Raw genomic sequence first — 21,067 nt, 5'->3', positions numbered from 1 at the left:
CCCGCCCGATTCGGTTCGATCTCGTCTTCACTGCCCCAAGTCACACTGGCCGCGCTCACAACGAGTGATCGCCATGCGCCTCCGTCTGTTCCTCGCCCTCGTCGTCACCACCGGCTTCGCCTCCTTTCCCACCGGCGCGGCGGATTCAGCGTTGCCTGCCGCGAAACCGCGCGTCGCCATGGGGGCGGAGGAGCGCTGGGCCCTTCGCCCGAGCGAGCCGGTGCGAGCGCTGTTCGCCTCCGTAGAGGACGCGCCGCGCCGGGACGTGCGCATCGTTTATCCGCCCCTCGTCGAGCCGCGCTGAGCCCCCGCGTCCGCTCGCCCCGGAACCTTGGAGCGCGTACAGCGTCGGGGAGGTTTCGACGGGCGACAGGAGAGGCGGATGGGTGTGGCCACCGACACGGATCTGCGTGAGGCGGGCGTCTGCCCGCAGCGCCTCGCCCGGATCACGCCGTGGATGGACCGGCTCGTGGCGGACGGACGGCTCGCGGGCCTCTCGGTGTCGATGCAGCGGCGCGGCAAGACCGTCTTCGCCCGTGCCTGCGGTCAGGCCGACCTCGCGCGCGGCACGCCGTTCACCCTGGAGACGGTGACGCGCATTTATTCCATGACGAAGCCGCTTACCTCGGTGGCGGTGATGCAGCTCTACGAGCAGGGCCTGTTCCAGCTCGACGATCCGGTCTCCCGCTTCCTGCCGGAGTTCAAGGAGATGCGGGTGGCGGTGGGCGGCAACCGCGCCAGGATCGAGACCGAGCCGGCCAAGCGACCGATCACGGTGCGCGACCTCCTCACCCACACCGCCGGCCTGACCTACGGCTTCATGGAGGCGACGCTGGTCGATGCCGCCTATCGCGAGAAGGGCATCGACTTCCTGGCCCGCGAGGGCACCCTCGCCGAGATGTCGGCGCGGACGGCCTCGGCGCCGCTGCTGGCCCAGCCCGGCGCGGCCTGGAACTACAGCGTCGCCACCGACGTGCTCGGCCATTTCGTGGCGGTTGTCTCGGGCCGCCCCTTCGCGGAGTACCTCCGCGAGGAGGTGATTGGGCCGCTCGGCATGGTGGACACGGATTTCCACGTCCATCCCGAGTGGATGGACCGCTTCTGCGCCTGCTACGCCTACGACCGGGAGCGCAAGCTGCGCCCCTTCGACGGCTCGGTCGAGACGAGCTTCGGCCAACCCCCGGCCATTCCCTCGGGCGGCGGCGGCCTCGTCTCGACGGCGGCGGATTACCACCGGTTCTGCCGCATGATCCTCAACGGCGGCGAACTCGACGGGCGCCGGCTCCTCGGTCGCAAGACCGTGGCGCTAATGATTGCGAACCACCTGCCGGGCGATCTGGCGGCCATGGGCACGCCGCGCTTCGCCGAAACCTCCTATGCCGGAATCGGCTTCGGGCTCGGCTTCTCGGTGATGCTCGATCCGGCCAAGGCGCAGATCGTTGGCACGCCGGGGGAGGTCGCCTGGGGCGGCATGGCCTCGACGGCGTTCTGGATCGATCCCGCCGAGGATCTGGCCGTTGTGCTGATGACGCAGCTCATCCCGTCCTCGGCTCTGCCGATCCGGAAGGAGTTGCGTGTGCTGACCTACGCGGCGCTGGTGGATTGACCCGCGCGGTGCCGGCTCAATCCGGCACCTTGAGGCCCGCGATGTCCTTCGGCCCCTCGGGAAACCGGGGGTCGATCGCCTCAAGGGTGTCGGCGACGGTCTTGGCGACGAGGTAGTTGCGGAACCATTTCCGGTCGGCCGGCACCACGAGCCACGGGGCGTGCGGCGTCGAGCAGCGCCCGAGGGCGTCCGCGAAGGCCGTCTGGTAGGAATCCCACGACTTGCGCTCGACGAGGTCGGCCGGGTCGAACTTCCAGTGCTTGGCAGGGTCGGCGATGCGGGCTTCCAGCCGCTCCTTCTGCTCGTCCTTGGAAATGTGCAGGAAGAACTTCAGGATCGTCGTGCCGCTCTCGGTGAGAAGCCGCTCGAAGTCGTTGATGGCCGCGTAGCGCGAGCGCCAGACCGCATCGGGGACGAGGCCCTTCACCCGCACCACCAGCACGTCCTCGTAGTGGCTGCGGTTGAACACGCCGATCATCCCCTTCCCGGGGGTGCGCTGGTGATACCGCCAGAGGAAATCGTGATCCAATTCCTCGTGCGAGGGCACTTTGAACGAGGCGATGGCGCAGCCCTGAGGGTTCACCCCCTTCAGCACGGCGCGGATCGTGCCGTCCTTGCCGCCGGTATCGATGGCCTGCAGCACGATGAGCAGGCTGCGCCGCCGCTCGGCGTAGAGCTTCTCCTGAAGATCGGAGATCCGCGCCCGCTCCTTGCGCAGTTGGTCCTTGGCCCAGCCCTTGTCGAGGCCGCCGTTCTCCCGGGTGTCCACGCCCGCGAGATCGAAGGTCACGCCGGGCGCCACGGCGACGAGGCCGGGGGCCGGCACGATGGGGCTCGCGACAGGCGCGTCGAGCGCACCGGGCCTCACCCCGGCGATCAGGCCGGCGGCGTTCGCCCACAGGGATGTCGAGGGTGGGTGCAAATGTCCGTGGGAGAGATCGTCCCGGTCTGCTACCTGCCTGCCGGTGACGGGCTGGCCGCGATCATGCTTGCCGTGCTTCTTGGACATCCGGTGAGGCCTGTGGGGGGCGTTGCTCAGCGGCATCGGAACGGTTGGGCTGAGGCCTCGTTCCGGCGGCCGTGTTCCTCGTAAGGAACGCAAAGTTTGCGGACTATCTATTTTATTCGGCACGGCCAGACGGGCTGGAACGCGGAGGGCCGCCTTCAAGGTGCCCACGACATCGACCTGAACGCCATCGGCGAGGCGCAGGCCGCCGCGGTGGCGCCGCGGCTCGCGGCCGTCGCCGGCCCGGCGCTCGCGGAGGCGACCTTCATTGCCAGCCCGCTGACCCGGACCCGGCGCACCATGGAAATCCTGCGCGGGACGCTCAACCTGCCGCCCGAGGACTACGCCACGGATCCGCGCCTGCGGGAGATCGGCTTCGGCGCGTGGGAGGGTTCGACCTGGACCGAGATCCGCCGACGGGACCCGGCGGGGGCCAGCCAGCGCGACCGCAACCGGTGGCACCATCGCCCGCCGGGCACGGGCGCGGAGAGCTACGCGATGCTGGTGGAGCGCGTGGCGCCGTTCTTCGCGGAACTCCCGCCGGTTTCGGTGGTCGTCGCTCATGGGGGCGTCGCCCGTGCCATGCTGGTCGCCCTCGGCCAGATGGACATCTACGCCGCCCCGCGCCTCGGCATCCGCCAGGGCGAAGTGCTGGTCGTGGAGGCCAAGGGTTGGCGCTGGGCCTAATGACCCGCAAGCCACGGTCGGGACTTCGTCACCGTCGCGGGGCCGTTCCGGTGTAAAGCCGCCTCGCTAACGGCACGATCCGCAGGGTATAGGGCGCCAGATTGACATGCGCCGGCGGGTAGGGCCGGCAGCGGAGCAGCGCATGAGCGACCTCGCCGAGAAGTCCTTGCCCGCCACGGCGGCCATGGGCGCACGGCCGTCGAGGGAGGGGGCGGTCCTGTACGGCGACCGGCGGCCCGACCTGATCCGCGATGAGGTGCTCGGCGAGATCTTCCTCGCCTCAGCCAAGGCACGCGGCGACCATCCCTGCCTGATCGATGGGGCCGCCCTCGGCACGGGCGGGCTGCATCCGCATCTGAGCTACGCCCAGGTCGTGGCGCGGGCGCAGCGGATCGCCGCCGGGCTTGCGCATCGCGGCATCGGGCCGGGCGACGTGGTCGGCCTCTGGATGGCGCGCGGGCCGGACCTCCTGGTCACCCAGATCGGTATCACCCTCTCGGGCGCCGCGTGGCTGCCCTTCGACGCCGAGGCCCCCGCCGACCGGGTCGGCATCTGCCTCGGGGACGCCGCCGCCAAGGCGCTCCTCGTTTCCCCGGCTCTCGAAGCCCAGGCGCCCGCCGGCACCCCCGCCCTGACGCCGGCCGCGCTGGACAGGGACACGCCCGCCGACGCTCCCGTGCCCGACGCGCGGGCGAAGGGCCTCACCCCCGGCCATCCGGCCTACCTGATCTACACCTCCGGCTCGACCGGCGTGCCGAAGGGCATCGTCATCAGCCACGCCAACATCTGCCACTTCCTGCGCTCGGGGAACGCCCTCTACGGGATGCGGGCGGACGATGTGGTGTTCCAGGGCGCCTCGGTCGCCTTCGATCTCTCGATGGAGGAGATCTGGGTCCCCTACCTCGTCGGCGCGACCCTGTTCGTGGCGAGCCCATCCATGATGGGCGATATCGAGGCACTGCCCGGCATCATCGCGAACAACGCCATCACCGTCCTCGACACGGTGCCGACCCTGCTCGCCATGATCACCGGGGATCTGCCCAAGGTCCGCCTCGTGTTGCTCGGCGGCGAGGCGCTGCCCGAGCCGCTGATCGCCAAATGGGCGACGGCGAAGCGCAAGCTGTTCAACACCTACGGGCCGACCGAGGCCACCGTGGTGGCAACCGCCGCCGAGATGCATGCCGGCGAGCCCGTGACCATCGGCGGCCCGATCCCGAACTATTCCGTCTACGTGGCGAGCGAGGAGCTTCGCCTCCTCGGGCACGGCGAGCAGGGGGAGTTGCTGATCGGCGGCCCCGGCGTCGCGGCGGGCTATCTGAAGCGGCCGGAACTGACGGCCGAGAAGTTCATTGCGAACCCCTTCGCCTCCGACGGGTCGGACCCGATTCTCTACCGATCGGGCGATGCCGTCTCCCTCGACGCGGACGGGCGCATCCTCTTCCACGGGCGCATCGACGATCAGGTGAAGATCCGGGGGTTCCGGGTCGAGTTGGGCGAGATCGAGTCGCGCATCCGCGCCGTGCCGGAGATCAACCAGGCGGCGGTGGTGCTGCGCTCGGATGACGGGGTGGACCGGCTCGTTGCCTTCCTCATTCCCGAGCGCGGCCAGTGCCTCGACACGCCCTCGCTGCGCAAGCGGCTGGCGGCCGAGATGCCGCCCTACATGGTGCCCGGCCATTTCGAGGTGGCGGAGACCCTGCCGCGCCTCACCTCCGGCAAGGTCGACCGCAAGGCGCTTAAGATCGCCCCGCTGACGGTGGTCGCCGCCGACGGCGAGCAGGAACCGCCGCAGAACGACACCGAGGCCGCGTTGCTCGCCGCCGCCAAGCAGGTCTTCGGCGCGCAGCCGATCCCGCTGGAGGGCGACTTCTTCGCCGATCTCGGCGGCCATTCGTTGCTGGCCGCGCGGTTCGTCTCGGCGGTGCGCGAGACCCCGGCGCTGGCCGGCATCACCCTGCCCGACGTCTACGCCAAGCGTACCCTGCGGGCGATGGCCGACGCTCTGATCGAGCGGACCGGCGGCGTCGGCACCGAAGCCGCCGTGCGGGACCTGAGCTTCGAACCGCCGCCGCTCCTTCGCCGGGCTTTGTGCGGCCTCGCTCAGGCGGTCGCCTTGCCCTTCCTCATCGCCCTCGCCACCGTGCAGTGGCTCGGCATCTTCGTGACCTACCTGCTGCTGACCGGCGGCGGCCTGAGCTTCTTCGCTGAACTCGGCGTGCTGCTGCTCGTCTACATCGCCATCAACGCGGTGACGGCGGCCATCGCGGTGGCGGGCAAATGGCTCGTGCTCGGGCGGACGAAGCCCGGCCGATACCCGCTTTGGGGCGTCTATTACTACCGCTGGTGGCTGGCGCAGCGGCTTGCGCCGCTGGTCCACGTGAAGTGGCTTCAGGGCTCACCGGCCATCGCAACCTATCTGCGCCTCATGGGTGCCAAGGTCGGCCAGGACACGCTGATCTCCGACATCGAGATCGGCGCCCCCGACCTCCTCACCATCGGCGACGGCGCGTCGCTCGGCGGGAGGCTCGTCATCGCCAACGCCGAGATCGTCGGCAACGAACTTGTCATCGGCAAGGTCGAGATCGGCGCGGATGCCGCCATCGGCACGTCCTGCGTCATCTCCCACGACACGGTGATCGGCCCGCAAACCGAGATCGCCGACCTGACTACGATCCCCTCGCGCACCCGGGTCGGGGCCGCCGAGCGGTGGGACGGCTCCCCCGGCCGCAAGGTGGGCATGGCCGACACCGGCGACCTCCCCGCGCAATCGACCGTAAGCCCGCGGCGGCGCTTGGCCTTCGGGCTGATTTACGTGCTGCTGCTCGGCGCGATCCCGGCCGTGGGGCTGCTGCCGATCTTCCCGGCCTTCTTCATCTTCGACCAGATCTCGGATTCGCTCTCCGACATCACCGACATCGACTACCACTTCTACCTGCCGATCCTCACATGGCCGACCGCCATGCTGATGACGGCCGGAACGGTGCTGCTCATCACCGGCCTGCGCTGGTCGATCCTGCCGCGCACCCGGCACGGCACCTACTCGATCCACTCCCTGTTCTACCTGCGGAAATGGTCGCTGGCGCTCGCCGTCGAGGTGACGCTGGAGACGTTGGCCTCGCTGTTCGCCACCGTCTACATGCGCGCGTGGTACCGGCTGATGGGCGCCCGGATGGGCGAAGGCGCGGAGATCTCCACCAACCTCGCGGGCCGCTACGACCTCGCGGAGGTCGGCGCGCGCAACTTCATCGCCGACGAGGTGGTGTTCGGCGAGGAGGAGATCCGCCGGGGCTGGATGTATCTCGATCCGGTCCAGACCGGCAAGCGCGTCTTCGTCGGCAACGACGCGGTGGTGCCGCCGGGCGCGGTGATCCCGGACGACGTGCTCATCGGCATCAAGTCGAAGCCCCCGGCCAACGACGCGATGGCCCCGGGCGAGACGTGGTTCGGCTCCCCGCCGATCCGCCTGCCGGCGCGGCAGCGCGTCGATCTCGGCTCGGCCGCGCAGACCTACGAGCCGGGCCTGTGGCCGAAGGTGCGGCGCGGCGTGTTTGAGGCGTTCTCGACCTCGTTCTCGCCGATGCTCTACATCACCCTCGCGATCACCTCGATCGATTGGTACTTCTACCCGGCGATCCTGGAGCGTGACTGGTCGGGGCTGGCAATCAGCTTCATCACCGTGAGCGTGGTGATCGCGCTGATCCAATCCTCGGCGGTCATCGCGATGAAATGGCTGCTGATGGGCGTCTACCGCCCCGGTATGCAGCCGATGTGGTCGTGGTGGGCCATGCGCACCGAGGCCATCGCGGTGGCCTATTGGGGGCTCGCCGGCAAGGTGCTCCTCGAACACCTGCAGGGCACGCCGTTCCTGCCTTGGGCGCTGCGCCTGTTCGGCGTGAAGGTGGGGCAGGGTGTGTGCATGCTCACCACCGACATGACCGAGTTCGACTGCGTCGAGATCGGCGATTTCTGCACCATCAACCGCGTCTCGGCGCTTCAGACCCACCTCTACGAGGACCGCATCATGAAGATCGGCCGCGTCGTGGTCGGGCGCGGCGTGTCGGTGGGGTCGTTCTCGACGGTGCTCTACGACACCAAGGTCGGCGACTACGCCCGTCTGCGCCCGCTGACCATCGTCATGAAGGGCGAGTCGATCCCGGCCAACACCGAATGGGAGGGCGCCCCCGCCGTGCCGGTCATCCACACGGCGTAGGCCGCACCGGTCAGAAACCCCGAACGCCCGCCCGGTACTCGCGTGGGGACAGTCCGAAGGCCTGGCGGAAGGCCTGGGCCAGGGCGGCGTTGTTGGTGAAGCCGAAGGCCTCCCCGATCTCGCCGATGGTCCGCCGCTCCAGCGGATCGTCCAGGGCGGAGCGCACGGATTCGAGCCTCTGTCGGGTCGCGTAGCGCGCCACCCCGCCCTCCGGCTCGAACAGGCGGTAGAGCTGCGAGCGCGATATGCCGAGCGCCTTGGTCATCGCGTCGATCCGGATCGGCGAGGCGAGGTGGGCGCGGACGAACCGCTTCGCGGCTCTGAGGCGGGCGGCGTTGAGCGGCGCGCTCGCCTGTGCGAAGGCGTCCAGGCTCGGCCGCACGCAGGCCGCGAGCATGTGCAGCGTCGCCTGGGCGATATGGCTCGCATCCGCCGTGGTGATCGCGTGGCTGTGCGCCGCGAGGCTGCGGAAATGGTCGGCGAGCAGGAGGCCGGCGCCGCCCCGCATCACCAGCCCGTGCAGCACGTCCTCGTTGGGCAACACGGCGGCGATCGAGGCGCGCGGCAACACGAGGATCACCGAATCCGTTTCCGCCACCTGGGAGCGGCGATAGGATTGGGTCATGTCGTTGAAGCTGATCGATCCCGCCGGCACGTCGACCATGCCGCGCTCGGTCTCGACGCTGTAGTTGTGCCGGCTGAGGTGCAGGACGAAGGAATCCAGCCCATCGCGCCGGACCTGCGTTCGGGAGCGGGCGGTTGCCTGGGTCGCCGCGTTCATGATGCGCAGGGACATCGGGCCGACCTGGGTCGACTCGATCCGCCCGGAAAAACCCAGCGGATCGGCATCGAGCGCGTGGGCGGCGAAGATGGAGCGCCACGCATCGAGGCGCTCCCGCTCCGGGACGTCGTCGGTCGAGAACGCGAACCGAGGGACGAGGGTCACGGGGACTCTGCCCGGATCCAATCGCGGGTCCGGTCGAGCGCCCGCGTCAGGCGGTCGAACAGCGTGTCGATCTCCTCCCGCGTGATGATGAGCGGCGGGCACACCGCCACGCGGTCCCCCGAGAGGTAGCGGACGATCAGCCCTTCCTCCTGGGCGAAGGCGACGCAGCGGGCGGAAACGCCCATCTTCGGATCGTATTGGCGGCGACTCGCCTTGTCGGCGACGATCTCGAGGCCGCCGATCAGTCCGAGCCCCTTGGCCTCGCCGACGATGTCGTGCTCGGCCAGCGCCGACAGGCGCCGCTGGAAGTGCGGGGCCTTCTCGGCCGCGCCCTCGATCACGCGGTCGCGCTTGTAGATCTCGATGGCCTTGATCGCGACGGCGCAGGCGACCGGATGCCCGGAATAGGTCGTGCCGTGGCCGAAGCCGCCGAGCTTCTCGCTCTGCCCGAGCAGGGCTTCATAGAGCGGCGGGTCGATGCTGATGCCGCCGAGCGGCACGTAGCCGGAGGTGACGGCCTTGGCGAAGGAGATCGTATCCGGCCGCATGTCGAGCGTTTCGCTGCCGAACCACGTGCCCAGCCGGCCGAAGCCGCAGATCACCTCGTCGGCGATCAACCGCACGTCGTACTTCGTCAGCACGGCTTGGATCGCCGGGAAGTAGCCCTTCGGCGGGATGATCGCGCCGCCCGCGCCCATCACCGGTTCGGCGATGAAGGCGGCGACCGTCTCCGGCCCCTCGCGCAGGATCGTCTCTTCCAGTTCAAAGGCAAGGCGGGCGGAATAGGCCTCCTCGCTCTCGCCGGGCTCGGCGCCCCGGTAATGATGCGGGGTCGAGACGTGCAGGAAGCCCGGCAGGGGCAGATCCCAGTCCAGGTGGTTGGCCGGCAGGCCGGTCATGGAGGCGCTGGCGATGGTGACGCCGTGATAGCCCTTCTTGCGGGCGATGATCTTCTTCTTGTTCGGCCGCCCGAGGGCGTTGTTGTAGTACCACGCGAGCTTCACCTGCGTGTCGTTCGCCTCCGAGCCCGACGAGCAGAAGAACACCTTCGAGGTCGGGACCGGCATCAGCTCCTTCAGCGTCTCGGCCAGCTCGATGGCCGGGTCGTGGCTGCGGCCGGAGAAGAGATGCGAGAAGGGCAGACGGCCCATCTGCTCCCGCGCCGCCTCCACGAGTTCCGCGTTGGAATAGCCGAGCGCCGTGCACCACAGCCCCGCCATGCCCTCGATGTAGGGGCGGCCTTCCGCGTCGTAGACATTCACGCCGTCCCCGCGCTCCAGCACCAATGGGCCGGTGCGGCGGTGGTTCGCGAGATGCGTGTAGGGGTGGAGCAGAGTTTCGACGTCGCGGGTCGCGAGGTTCGAGAGCATGCAGGCGCTCCTGGACAATGGGCCGTGCCACACTACCGGCACGATGCCTGCGCAGATAGGTCCGTCGTCCGCGATCCCTCTTCCCCGGACGCATGCCGGACCATCCGATGCAGAGCCCCGACAGCTACGTCGCCCACCCCGCGCCCGGCCGCGCCTGCGGCACCTGCACATTGTGCTGCAAGGTCTACGACGTGCCGGCGGTGGAAAGCGTCGCCGGGCAATGGTGCCGGCATACCCAGTCCGGCCGGGGCTGCGCGATCCACGCGACGCGGCCGGACCATTGCCGCGCCTTCCACTGCCTCTGGATGACGGAGGGTTGGCTCGGCCCGGAATGGAAGCCGGAGCGCGCCAAGATGGTGCTGAGCCTCGATCCGACGACCCGCAACATGAACGTGCAGGTCGATCCGGGGCAGGCGAATGCGTGGCGGCGCGAGCCCTATCACGGCCAGTTGCGCCGTTGGGCCGTGGCCTCGGCGGCCAAGGGGCGGCACGTCCTCGTCCACGTCAACAAGACGACGACGATGGTGCTCCCCGATAGGGACGTCCCCCTGGGGATCATCGCCGCCGACGAGCGCATCGTCACCCGCGAGCGGATGACCCCGCAGGGCATCACCTTCGACGTGGAGAAGGTCCGCCCATCGCCGCAGCCGGCCTGAGCCTATTCCGGGGGAGGCCCCCGATGCTCTATGCATCGCGGGAGCCAGGAAAAGCCGGACGGAATGACCACGATTCACGATTTCACCGTCCGCGAGGGGGACGGGAGCCCGCACCCGCTGGCGCAGTACCGGGGGCAGGCGCTGCTCATCGTCAACACGGCGTCCCGCTGCGGCTTCACCTCGCAATATGCCGGCCTCGAAGACCTCTGGCGCGTGCGGCGCGAGGCGGGGTTCACCGTCCTCGGGTTTCCCTGCAACCAGTTCGGCAAGCAGGAGCCGGGGGATGCGGCAGAGATCGCGCGGTTCTGCTCGCTGAGCTACGACGTGACGTTCCCCATCCTCGGCAAGGTCGAGGTGAACGGGCCGAACGCCGATCCGCTCTTCGCCTACCTCACCCGCAGCCGTCGCGGCCTGTTCGGCACGGCGGCGATCAAGTGGAACTTCACGAAGTTCCTCGTGGGGCGGGACGGCGTGCCCATCGCGCGCTTCGCGCCGAAGGACCGGCCGGCCTCGCTCGCTGGGGCCATCGACAAGGCGCTGAGGGTCTAGGCGGGCTCGTGGCTCGTGCGAAAGTCGGGCGCGGCGGTCCAGAGATGGCGGGGGCCGCGCACGCTCTGGTAGCAAACGGGCGAGACGGACTCCCGCAGGATGCCCGCCAGGAACCGGCTTTCGGCCAGCCGGCCGAGAGTCAGCGCCGACGCACCGCCTACGAATGCTTGCTTCTCGAGCCGAGACAGCGATTCGAACAGCGCAATACGCGAGTCACGTTCGCGAGGTCCCCGCGCGCGACCTAAAATCGCCGTCAGATCGTCGATAAAGGTGTTTTCGTCGGTCGAAGGGACGGACATCGGGCAGCCAATTCTTGACGGGCCGATGCTAATACGACCGAGGCGGTTTCCGCCAGAGGTTGTTTCGCGGGCGGACGATTATGGTGAAAGCCGGGCAGCGATGTTGCCCGATTGCATCGGCGGTACACGCCTCACGGGAGAGCCGCGATGGTCCGCGCGGCGGCCTCGAACTCCGCGCGACGCACCGCGAGGCGTTCCTCGGCCTCCTCGTCGCGACCCCAGACATCGGCTTGATAGGTCTCGTCCAAATGGGCGGCGGCCCAGGCTTCCGCCGGGTCGAGCCGCCCGTGCAGGACGGCTAGGGCGAGGATGAGCGAGCCGGAGAGCGTCGTGAGGGTGTGAAGGGCAGCGAGCTTGAAGGGGTCGCGCACCTGCCGGATGGCCTCGGAGAGGGCTTGCACGCTCTGTGGCGGCTGCGTGACGTGCATCACGCCCTCGCTGAGGATCAGCCGGGCGCCGAACGTCTCGTAGGCCCAGTCCAGCACCGGATCCCAGGCTTGCGCCTGCGCGGAGACGAGCTTGTCCGGGTCTGCGGCGCGGTAGGCGAGGAGGTCCGTCTGGGCATAGGCACAGAGGTCGTCGGCCACGGCGTCGAGGCGCTGGGACACGCCGTCGATGGCCGTGTTGGCCAAGCGGGTGAGCGGCATCTTCGCCGGGTCGATCTCGGTGGTCTGCGCCCCCCATTCCGCTGCGACGGCTTCGGCCAGCGTCTCGGAGGGGAGAAGCAGGGGGTTGCGAGCCGGCGTGTTGGCGGACCGTCCGTCGAGGGTCAGGCGGAACCCGCCCTCGGCCGGAGCGAAGCCGGCCTCCTTGTAGAACCGGCGTGGGAGGGCGGGTTTGGCCCCCGACCGTGCGGCCCGCATCGGATCAGGCCGTGCCTCATCGCCCGGTTCGCCGAGCCAGTCTCGCGTCACATCGCTCATGGGCACGCACATAGGCGTTTCGCCGCCCGTGGGCGAGGGGGGGTCAGGCGAGGCCGAGCAGCGGTTCCAGCGCGGCGGTATTCTCCACCACCGTCACCGCGCCCGCGCGGAGCAGGGAGCCCGGCGCGTGATAGCCCCAGGCGACCCCGATGGGCGCGACGCCCGCCGCCACCGCCATGCCGATGTCGTAGGTCGTGTCGCCGATCATCACCGTGCCGTCGGGGCCGGTGCCGGCTTCCCGCATGGCCTGATGGAGCATGGCGGGGTCAGGCTTCGAGGGCGCGTCGTCCGCCGTCTGCGTCGTCACGAAGCGGCCCTCCCAGGCGTAATGCTCGATCAGGCGGTCCACGCCCCGGCGCGACTTGCCCGTCGCGATGCCGAGCATCACCCCCGGATTCGCGTGGAGCCGGTCGAGCAGATCGGCCATGCCGGGAAACAGCGGCTCCTCGTGATCCGGGTCGAGGCGCAGGCGGTTGTAGGCGAGCTTGTAGGCTTCGGAGAGTTCGGCCACCGGCCCGTCTTCGCCCACGAGACGGCGGAACGCCTGCGGCAGGGACAGCCCGACCACGGACAGGGCGATGCGCCGCTCGGGCGCGGGCAGGCCGACCTCGGCGAAGGCGACGCCTTGCGCGGCGACGATCAGGTGCTGGCTGTCGACGAGGGTGCCGTCCACGTCGAAGACGACGAGCCTCATCGGCAGCCCCATCTCATGGCTTGCGAACGGGTGCGGGCGCGGGCGCGGCGGCGGGCGCCTGCTGCTGCTGTTGCTGCTGCTGGTGGCGGGTGCGCTCGTAGCCGAGGCGGCAGCGGATGAGGAAGCGCCGCCGCTTGCCACCGCGATAGCCGCGCTGGTGCGAGGCCCGGTTGCAGGCGGCGTAGGAGCGCCGCCGCTTGTCGCGACTGCCGACGACGGGTGCCCCGGCGGCACGGGGCTCGGCGCGGGCGGCGGGCGCCTCCGCCTTTGCGGGTTCAGCCTTCGCAGCCTCGGGTTTGGACGCCGCCGGCTTCTGCGGGGCCGGCGCGGCATCGCCCGGCGCCGCATGGGCGATGGGCGCCGTCAGGCACAGGGCGGCGAGGCAGGCCAAAGTCGCGAGCTTCATGTCCCAGGGTCTCGACCGTCGGATATCCCGGCAGGCAGGCGCGCGGCCGAGCAAGGCAGCATATGAGGCAGGCGGCGCCGTTGCCAAGGCATGGCCGCCTGCAGGAGCCCTCGGGCCGATCAATCTTCCGGTGCGTCCACCACCGGATCGTACCGGCCGGCATCGAAACCGAGGAGGTTCCAGCTCTGCTGCATGTGCTGCGGCAGCGGGGCGCTCACGTCCACGGGCTTCCCCGTGCGCGGATGCGGAATCACGATCCGCCGCGCCAGAAGGTGCAGGCGGTTCTGGATGCCGCCGGGCAATTCCCAGTTCTCGACCGAGAAGTATTTCGGATCGCCAACGATGGGGTGGCCGATATGCGCCGCGTGGGCGCGCAATTGGTGCGTGCGTCCCGTCACCGGCTTGAACGACAGCCAGGACAGCTTCTGCGCCACCTGATCGACCGTGGCGTAATAGGTGAGCGCGTGGGTGGCGCCCTCCTCGCCGTGCTTGGCGATGCGCATCCGCGCGTCCGCATCGGTCGGCTCGTCCTTGGCGAGATAGGTCGAGACCCGGCCCTGCTTGACGCGCGGCACCCCGGCGCAGAGCGCCCAGTAGATCTTGCGGGCGTTGCGCGAGCGGAAGCTCTTGGCCAGCGTCGAGGCGGCGAGCCGCGTCTTCGCGATGATGAGGCAGCCGGCGGTGTCCTTGTCGAGCCGGTGGACGAGGCGGGGCTTCTGCCCGTCCGGCCCGATCAGCGATTCGAGAAGGCCATCGACGTGGCGGACGGTGCCCGAGCCCCCCTGCACGGCGAGGCCGAAGGGCTTGTTCAGCACCATCATCTCCGCATCCTCGTACAGGATGAGGCTCCGCAGGAAGGTGGCGTCGTCCGAATCGCGGGCGGCGCTGCGCGGGCGGTCGTTCGGCTGGTCGAGGCGCAGCGGCGGCACGCGCACGCTCATCCCCGGCTCCAGCCGGTCGTTCGGCTTGGCGCGCTTGCCGTCGACGCGCAGCTCGCCCTTGCGGACGATGCTCTGCACGCGGGTGAAGGGTAGCTGCGGGAACCGCGCTGTGAGGAAGCGGTCGATCCGCATCCCCGCCTCGTCCGCCTCCACCATCAGCGTCTGCACGCCGGAGGCGAGGGTCGCCGAGGCTTCGGCCCGCTGCTCGCGCTTGCTCGGGCCGGGAGGAGGAGCCACGGGCTCGGGCCTCGGTTTGGGCTTGCGCGGCTCGCGCGGCTCCGGCGCGGCGGCCGGAATCCACGGCGAGCGCTCGCTTGAATCGTCGCCGCGGGCGCGGGCGGCGCGCTCGGCGGCATCGTGGGCGCTGGTGCGCGGGCCGGTGCGGGCGCGGTTGGCGCCGAACGGCGGCTTGCGGCCCGGCCGTCCATCGGGGCGGCCAGTGCCGCCGGAAGGGCCGCCGCGGCGGGGAGGTCGTGTGGTCATGATCTTCCTGGAATGCCCGCCGCATAGCATCGCGCGGCGCACCCGGCAAAGTCTTCGCCCGGGATAGCTCCTTTGCGAGCGTTGACGCAGGGGGAGTGCGTCGCCTAGCGTGGCCGTGACGGTTCCCCTGTCGGGGATCAAAAGGGAACGCGGTGAGGGGCAACCCGAAGCCGCGGCTGCCCCCGCAACTGTAAGCGGCGAGCTTTTCCACCATTCACGTCACTGGGCCGGTTCGCCCGGGAAGACGGTGGAACGGCGACGACCCGTGAGCCAGGAGACCTGCCGTCAGCCGTGGTCACACGCGAAACGCGCCGGGCGGGGTGTCCTGGCGGGTGTCGACGCAGCGCCCTGAGCGGCCCTGCCGAGGCCTCGTTCGCGGTGACGTGCCACAGCAGCGCGCCCGCGTCCGCCATGCCCGCATCCCAGCCATCCGCGAAGGTTCTGCCCGAGCCTTCGTGTCAGACTGGACATGTAATGTTGTTACATTGCATCTGGGGTGAGGCCGGCATCCGCCGCGCCGGAGTCCGTCCATCGATGTCCGTTTCCCGTTCCAGACGCCGCCTGTTGGCTCTCGTCGCCCCCCTCGCCATCGTGTCCCCCGCCTCGTCGCAGGAGGCTGTGACCCTCGACCAATTGTCCGTGGAAGGGGAGGGCGGGGTGAGCCTCTCCCGCGCCTCGCCCACCGGCCTGAACCTGCGCACGCCCGACCGCACCGCCAGCCGCCTCGGCCTGACTCCGCTGGAGACGCCGGCCAGCGTCGACATCGTGTCGGGCGAGACGGCGCGCCTGCGCGGGCAGGACACCATCGCCGACGCCGTGACGCAGGACGCCACCGGCATCACCACCATTGCCTCGCCCGGCAACGGCAACGGCGCCTTCACGAGCCGGGGCTTCGCCGGGCCGAACTCGATCCAGCAGCTTTACGACGGCACGCGGTTCTACGTCGGCGCCGGCACGGTGACGTTCCCGTTCGACACGTGGAACGTCGAGCGCATCGAGGTGCTGCGCGGCCCGTCCTCCGTGCTCTACGGCGACGGCGCCATCGGCGGCATCATCAACGTCGTGCCGAAGAAGCCGACCTTCGTGCCCATCAACACCGCGCGGGCGGTGGTCGGCTCGGACGGGATCGCCCGGCTGGCGCTCGATTCGGGCGGCGGCATCGCGCAAGCCGAATACGGCGACACCTTTGCCTACCGGCTGAACGTCAGCGGCAACCGGGCGGATGGCTGGCTCAATCAGGCGGGGGATTTCCGCAATCTCGCGGTATCGGCGGCTTTGCTGTTCCGGCCGAGCCCCGACCTCGCCATCACCCTCTCGCACGACCTCGGCTATCAGGAGCCGATGCGCTATTGGGGCACCCCGCTGGTCGAGGGGCGGATCCCGGACCTGATCCGCTTCAACAACTACAACGTCCGCGACCCGAAGATCACCTGGGCCGACAACTGGACCGCGCTGAAGACCGAATGGTCTCCCACCGCCGACATCACCATCCGCAACACGGCCTACAGGCTCACGAGCCGGCGGCATTGGCTGGACGTGGAGCAATACGCGTTCAACCGGGACACCGGCCTCGTGGACCGCTCCAATTACCTGGAAATCTACCACAATCAGGAGCAGGTCGGGAATCGCCTGGACGCCACGTTCCGGGGCGCGCTGTTCGGGCGGCCGAACGACGTCTCGGTGGGCTTCGATGTGAACCACATCGACTTCCTGCACACGAACAACTTCCAATTCGACCAGACTACGAGCGTGCCCCTCGTCGGCTACGATCCCGGCCTGTTTCCGCAGAACGGCCGGGCGATCCCGGCCTATGCCACGCAGACGAATCAAGCCTCGTTCTTCGCTGAGGATCGGCTGGTCCTTACCGACAAGCTGTCCATCCTGACCGGCGCCCGCCTCGACCTGCCGACGCTGCACCGGCAGGATCTGCAGACCGGCGCGCAATTCGACCGCAGCTTTCAGGCGCTCGGCTACCGGTTCGGCCTCGTCTACAACCCGACGCCCGACAGCGCCCTCTACGCGCAATACAGCTACGCCACCGATCCGGTCGGAAGCCTCATCACGCTGTCGCAATCGCTCGCGGGCTTCAAGCTCGCGGCCGGCGACCAGATCGAGGTCGGCGCCAAGGGGCTGGCCTTCGATGGCGCCCTCGAATGGACGCTCGCCGGCTACCGCATCGTGAAGGACAACCTGATCTCGCGCCTGCCCGGTTCGTCGGCGGTCGGCGTGCAGGTGGGGAGCCAATCCTCGCAGGGCGTCGAGCTGGCGGTGGGCTGGCGGTTCACGCCAGGCTGGCGGCTCGACGGCAACCTCGCCCTCCTGCACGCGCAATACGACAGCTTCGACCAGATCGTGAACGGCGCGGCCGTCTCCTATGCCGGCCGGCAGCCCATCGACGTGCCGGAGCGGGTGGCGAACCTGTGGCTCACCTGGGAGCCGACGCGCGACTGGGCCGTGCGTGTGGGCCTTCAGAACGTGGGCGAGGTCTTCAGCGACTTCGGCAACACCGCCCGGCGCCCCGGCTACAACCTCGTGAACCTCGTCCTCGACCGGCAGGTCACGGCGGACTCGCGTTTGTCGCTGCGGGTCTACAACCTGTTCGACAAGGTCTACGCCATCAGCGGCAACGCCGTGGACGGCGTCGGCACTAACTGGCTGCTCGGCCGCCCGCGCTCCGTCGAGGTCGCCTACACGGTGAGCTGGTGAGGGCCGTCGGCAAGCGGGGCAAGCGCTGGCTGATCCTGGGCCATCGCTGGCTCGGGATCGGCACGGCCCTGCTGTTCGCCCTGTGGATCGGCTCGGGGCTGGTGATGCTCTACGTGCCGTTCCCCCGCCTCGACGAGGCGGAACGGCTCGCCCGCCTCGCGCCCCTCGATTGGGACAGGGTGAAGCTCGGCCCCGACGCCGCCCTCGCATTGGGGAGGGCGACGGATGTCCGGCTGGAGATGCGCGGCGACCACCCGGTCTATCGCCTCGCCGCCCCCGATGGCGGGCGCGTCACGGTCTCGGCCGAGACGGGCGAACGGCTCGGGTCCATCGGTCTGGATGAAGCCACGCGGATCGCGGGCGGCGGACGGGTCGAGCGAGTGTGGCGCGACCAGTGGACGGTCACGGCGCGCTACGATCCCCTGCGGCCCTTCCAGAAGGTGGCCTCCGGTAATGCGGCGGGCACGGAAACTTACGTCTCCGAGCCGACCGGCGAGATCGCCCTCGTGACCACACGTTGGCAGCGCGGCTGGAACTGGGTCGGGGCCGTGGTCCATTGGGTCTACGTCACGCCGCTACGCGCGCGGCCGGAGGCATGGCGGCAGGCGGTACTTTGGCTCTCCGGCGTCGCGAGCTTCACCGCGCTGACCGGCCTCGTCATCGGCATCTGGCGGATGCGCCTGCGTCGGCGTTATCGCGGCGGGGCGGTCAGCCCCTATCGCGGCCTCGCCCTCTGGCACCATGCCTTCGGCCTCGTCGGGGGGATCGGGCTCGCCGGGTTCATCGTAAGCGGGTGGCTCTCCATGAACCCGAACCGCTGGTTCTCCTCGCTGTCCGTGCCGGACGAGATCCGGGTGGCCTATGCCGGCGCACCCGGCCGCATCGGCCTGTCACCCGACGATTTCCGGCGGGGGCCGGAGACGAAGGCGCTGCGATTCACGGCGATCGGCGGGCGGTGGTTCGTGGTGCGCGATAACATCGCCGCCGGCCTGGACGACGCCACCGTCACCGCCGCCGCATCCGTGCCCGGCGGCAGGCTTGTCTCGGCCGAACGGATCACGGCCTACGACGCCTATTGGTATCCCCACGGCGACGCGCGGCCCCTGCCGGTCCTGCGCCTGATCTATGACGATCCCGCCGCGACGTGGCTCCACATCGATCCCCGCGACGGCGCGATGCTGAACCGGCTCGACCGCTCGGGCCGGGTGAATCGCTGGCTCTTCGATGCGCCGCACCGCCTCGACCTGCCGGGCCTGATCCTGCGCCCCGCCGGCCGCGAAGCCGCGCAATGGGGGCTCAACCTCCTCGCGATGGGCATCGCGGCGACGGGCCTCGTCGCCGGCTGGCGGCGGCTCGTCAGAACCGCGCGGTGAGGAACAGGCGCACGTTGCGGCCGGGCAGCAGGATCTCGTCCTTCTTGAACGAGGCCGCGTTGCGGATATCCGCATCGAGGAGGTTGCGCCCCTGCAGGCCGAGGGTGACGGAGGTCGCGCCGTAGACCTTCGGATCGAGGGGGGCGGTGTAGCTCACCTCGGCGCGCAGGTCGTCGTAGCCGGCGGTCGGCGTCTCGAAAGCGGCGATGCGGCGCTGGTCGAAGGCGTGGAGTAGGTTCACCCGCGCGAACCACCCATCCGCCCGCACATAGACACCGCCGCCGACGCGGTAGGGCGGGATGCGCGGCACGTTGGTGCCGTCGTCGAACTGCGCGCGGACGGCATCGAACTGCGCCTCCACACCGGCGAACCCGTCGCCGATCGGCAGGATGTCGTACTGGCCGATGATCTCGGCGCCGTAGAACGTGGCGTTCTGCTGCTGGTAGACGATCTGGCGATTGTCGGTGCCCGTACCGCAGGAGGCGAAGTCGTCGTCGCAGAATAACCCCGTGTAGTTGCGGTAGATGAAGCCGGTGTAGCGGGTGTAGTAGCCGGTCGCGTCGAGGCGCAGCGGGCCGACCGCGCGGCGGATGCTCGCTTCGATGGTGCGGGCGCGCTCGCGCTTCAGGTTCGGGTTGCCGATCTCGAACGTCGCCGTGGCGTCGTGCGGCCCCTGCGAGAACAACTCGTAGCCGCTCGGGCCGCGCTCGACATAGGAGCCGGTCAGGCTCGCCACGAAGTCGTAGGGCAGGTCCTGCAGGGCGCCGAGGCTCACACTCTTCGGCGCAAAGCGCCGGGTGCGCGCGTATTGCAACGGATCCTCACCGTTCACGGGAACGTAATCGGCGGGGAACTGCGCCGCCGTGCCGGAGATACGATCCACCTCGTAGCGACCTGCCGCCTGAAGTCGTGTGCCGGGCCGCAATTCCAGTTCCTCGAACAGGTACACCGCGTTGGCGCGGGATTCCGTCTTCGGCAGGAAGGCTTCGAGGGCGGTGTTGATCACGCGCCGGTCGGACTGGAAGCCGAGCGCGCCGGTCAGCTTACCGATTTCGGTAAAGACGGGAACATGCTGGAATTCGAGCCGTGCCTCGGCCTCGCGGTTCTTGAAGGTGGCCTGGATCCCCTCGATTCCGTCCCCGCCGATCCCGATCTCGTTGTGCTTGTAGACCGAGTAGCCCGCCCAATAGCGGATGACCTCGATGGGGCCGTCCAGCGGGCGGTACTCGCCCCGGCTGAGGACGCGGTCCTGGTTCGGGGTGAGGCGGGTGCGGTCCTGCTCCGCGACGCCGCCAGGGATGGCGTAGATTGCATCGTAATGGCTGAACGAGATGCCCGCGAACCCGCGGTCGCCGATGGCGGAGATGCCGAAGGCCCCGCCCTGCGATTCGTTGTAGGAGTTGCGCTGGATGCCGCCGGGGATGGCGTAATTATCGGCGGCGGTCTTGAACCCATCCGCGTGCACGGCGATGCCGTCGCCGCCCGCATCGACAGTCGCGGCACCGAGCCGGCCGTTGTCGACCGTCGAATAGCCGCTCGTCACCTGTCCCTGCACGCCGTTCGCCGGGATGAAGGTCGGCACGCGGTTGTTGTCAGCCGAGACGACGCCGCCGATGGCACCCGATCCGTAGCGCAGGGTGGCCGGGCCCCGGATTACCTCGATCCGGTCGGACACCAGCGGGTTCACCGGCACCGCGTGGTCCTCGCCGAGGTCGGACACGCCGCCGTTGACGATGCCGTTCTCCTGGATGCGCACCCGCGCGTTGTCGAGGCCCCGGATGATCGGGCGAGAGGCGGCGCCGGGCGCGTAGGTCGTGCCCGAGATGCCCGGCCGGTCGAACAGCGCGTCGCCGAGGGTGCGGGGCTGGTCCCGCGCGATCTGCTGCTGCGTGACGACCGTGACCGGCGAAAACGTGTCCGTCGCCACCGGCAGGATTCCGATGGGGACGTTCGCGTCCGCCGCGACGGCGGCGCGGCTCGGCTGGATCGGCGTCGGGCTGGTGACGCTGATCTGATCGAGGGTGACGGCGCTCTGCCCCAGTGCAGGCCCGGTGCCGAGGAGCGCGGCACAGGCGAGGGCGGGCACGACGGAGTGGCGCGGCGACGACATCGAGACTCACAACTTGTTATAACGTTTCAATGCCGCGCCATGGTGTCACCCCGCAAGGCCGCTCCGGGGGCGTGACGTAAATGGCGGTGAAACGTTACTCAG

At 69.6% G+C, this 21,067-nt stretch carries 17 protein-coding genes and 1 riboswitch; of the genes, 8 read left to right on the top strand and 9 right to left on the bottom strand.

What is annotated here, in order from left to right:
* Positions 1-73: 73 nt before the first annotated feature.
* On the top strand, positions 74-304 hold the full coding sequence (locus MKK52_RS21755) for a hypothetical protein (protein ID WP_243957586.1): 231 nt from the start codon (positions 74-76) through the stop codon (positions 302-304).
* A 78-nt stretch (positions 305-382) separates the two neighbouring features.
* Positions 383-1,606, top strand: coding sequence for a serine hydrolase domain-containing protein (locus MKK52_RS21750; protein WP_243957584.1), 1,224 nt, complete (start codon positions 383-385; stop codon positions 1,604-1,606).
* Between the two features lie 16 nt (positions 1,607-1,622).
* On the opposite strand, the gene MKK52_RS21745 is transcribed toward MKK52_RS21750, so the two are convergent.
* Positions 1,623-2,615 (bottom strand): polyphosphate kinase 2 family protein, encoded by a 993-nt coding sequence (locus MKK52_RS21745; protein ID WP_243957582.1) that lies wholly within the window; start codon positions 2,613-2,615, stop codon positions 1,623-1,625.
* A gap of 96 nt (positions 2,616-2,711) precedes the next feature.
* Between MKK52_RS21745 and MKK52_RS21740 the strand changes: the two genes are divergently transcribed.
* Positions 2,712-3,299, top strand: a complete 588-nt coding sequence (locus MKK52_RS21740) for a histidine phosphatase family protein (RefSeq protein WP_243957580.1) — start codon at positions 2,712-2,714, stop codon at positions 3,297-3,299.
* A 142-nt stretch (positions 3,300-3,441) separates the two neighbouring features.
* A complete protein-coding gene (locus MKK52_RS21735) occupies positions 3,442-7,509 on the top strand; it encodes a Pls/PosA family non-ribosomal peptide synthetase (protein WP_243957578.1) in 4,068 nt (1,355 codons plus the stop codon).
* Positions 7,510-7,519: 10 nt separating this feature from the next.
* Here the strand turns inward: MKK52_RS21735 and MKK52_RS27145 are convergent, their stop codons facing one another.
* Both MKK52_RS27145 and MKK52_RS21725 read right to left on the bottom strand, forming a co-directional pair.
* Positions 7,520-8,455 (bottom strand): helix-turn-helix domain-containing protein, encoded by a 936-nt coding sequence (locus MKK52_RS27145; RefSeq protein WP_243957576.1) that lies wholly within the window; start codon positions 8,453-8,455, stop codon positions 7,520-7,522.
* On the bottom strand, positions 8,452-9,825 hold the full coding sequence (locus MKK52_RS21725) for an aminotransferase (RefSeq protein WP_243957573.1): 1,374 nt from the start codon (positions 9,823-9,825) through the stop codon (positions 8,452-8,454). The genes MKK52_RS27145 and MKK52_RS21725 overlap by 4 nt, the downstream gene beginning before the upstream one ends.
* 107 nt (positions 9,826-9,932) lie before the next feature.
* Between MKK52_RS21725 and MKK52_RS21720 the strand changes: the two genes are divergently transcribed.
* On the top strand, positions 9,933-10,481 hold the full coding sequence (locus MKK52_RS21720; RefSeq protein WP_243957571.1) for a hypothetical protein: 549 nt from the start codon (positions 9,933-9,935) through the stop codon (positions 10,479-10,481).
* A 63-nt stretch (positions 10,482-10,544) separates the two neighbouring features.
* The gene (locus MKK52_RS21715) at positions 10,545-11,030 is read left to right on the top strand and encodes a glutathione peroxidase (protein WP_243957569.1); all 486 of its coding nucleotides are present in this window, start codon (positions 10,545-10,547) and stop codon (positions 11,028-11,030) included.
* On the opposite strand, the gene MKK52_RS21710 is transcribed toward MKK52_RS21715, so the two are convergent.
* From MKK52_RS21710 to MKK52_RS21690, 5 genes are all read right to left on the bottom strand, one after another.
* Positions 11,027-11,329: a hypothetical protein gene (locus tag MKK52_RS21710; protein ID WP_243957567.1), complete on the bottom strand. Its 303-nt coding sequence runs from the start codon at positions 11,327-11,329 to the stop codon at positions 11,027-11,029. The two genes, MKK52_RS21715 and MKK52_RS21710, sit on opposite strands and share 4 nt — an antisense overlap.
* Positions 11,330-11,460: 131 nt before the next feature.
* The gene (locus MKK52_RS21705; protein ID WP_243957565.1) at positions 11,461-12,252 is read right to left on the bottom strand and encodes an ATP12 family chaperone protein; all 792 of its coding nucleotides are present in this window, start codon (positions 12,250-12,252) and stop codon (positions 11,461-11,463) included.
* Between the two features lie 43 nt (positions 12,253-12,295).
* Positions 12,296-12,946, bottom strand: coding sequence for an HAD-IA family hydrolase (locus MKK52_RS21700; protein WP_243957563.1), 651 nt, complete (start codon positions 12,944-12,946; stop codon positions 12,296-12,298).
* Between the two features lie 13 nt (positions 12,947-12,959).
* Positions 12,960-13,352, bottom strand: coding sequence for a hypothetical protein (locus tag MKK52_RS21695; protein WP_243957561.1), 393 nt, complete (start codon positions 13,350-13,352; stop codon positions 12,960-12,962).
* A 119-nt stretch (positions 13,353-13,471) separates the two neighbouring features.
* Positions 13,472-14,776, bottom strand: a complete 1,305-nt coding sequence (locus MKK52_RS21690; RefSeq protein WP_243957559.1) for an RluA family pseudouridine synthase — start codon at positions 14,774-14,776, stop codon at positions 13,472-13,474.
* 102 nt (positions 14,777-14,878) lie between these two features.
* Positions 14,879-15,078, top strand: a riboswitch (cobalamin riboswitch).
* A 232-nt stretch (positions 15,079-15,310) separates the two neighbouring features.
* Here MKK52_RS21690 and MKK52_RS21685 point away from each other — a divergent pair.
* A complete protein-coding gene (locus tag MKK52_RS21685; protein ID WP_243957557.1) occupies positions 15,311-17,482 on the top strand; it encodes a TonB-dependent receptor in 2,172 nt (723 codons plus the stop codon).
* Entirely contained in the window at positions 17,479-18,855 is a 1,377-nt protein-coding gene (locus MKK52_RS21680) for a PepSY domain-containing protein (protein ID WP_313898767.1), read from the top strand. Before MKK52_RS21685 ends, MKK52_RS21680 begins: the two co-directional genes overlap by 4 nt.
* On the opposite strand, the gene MKK52_RS21675 is transcribed toward MKK52_RS21680, so the two are convergent.
* Positions 18,839-20,965: a TonB-dependent receptor gene (locus MKK52_RS21675; RefSeq protein WP_243957555.1), complete on the bottom strand. Its 2,127-nt coding sequence runs from the start codon at positions 20,963-20,965 to the stop codon at positions 18,839-18,841. The genes MKK52_RS21680 and MKK52_RS21675 overlap by 17 nt on opposite strands.
* Positions 20,966-21,067: the final 102 nt, after the last annotated feature.

The sequence above is a fragment of the Methylobacterium sp. J-067 genome (assembly GCF_022829465.1).
GTDB lineage: Bacteria > Pseudomonadota > Alphaproteobacteria > Rhizobiales > Beijerinckiaceae > Methylobacterium > Methylobacterium litchii.
Note: the sequence above shows the minus strand (reverse complement) of the source record. Positions and strands in the feature narration are given on the sequence as shown.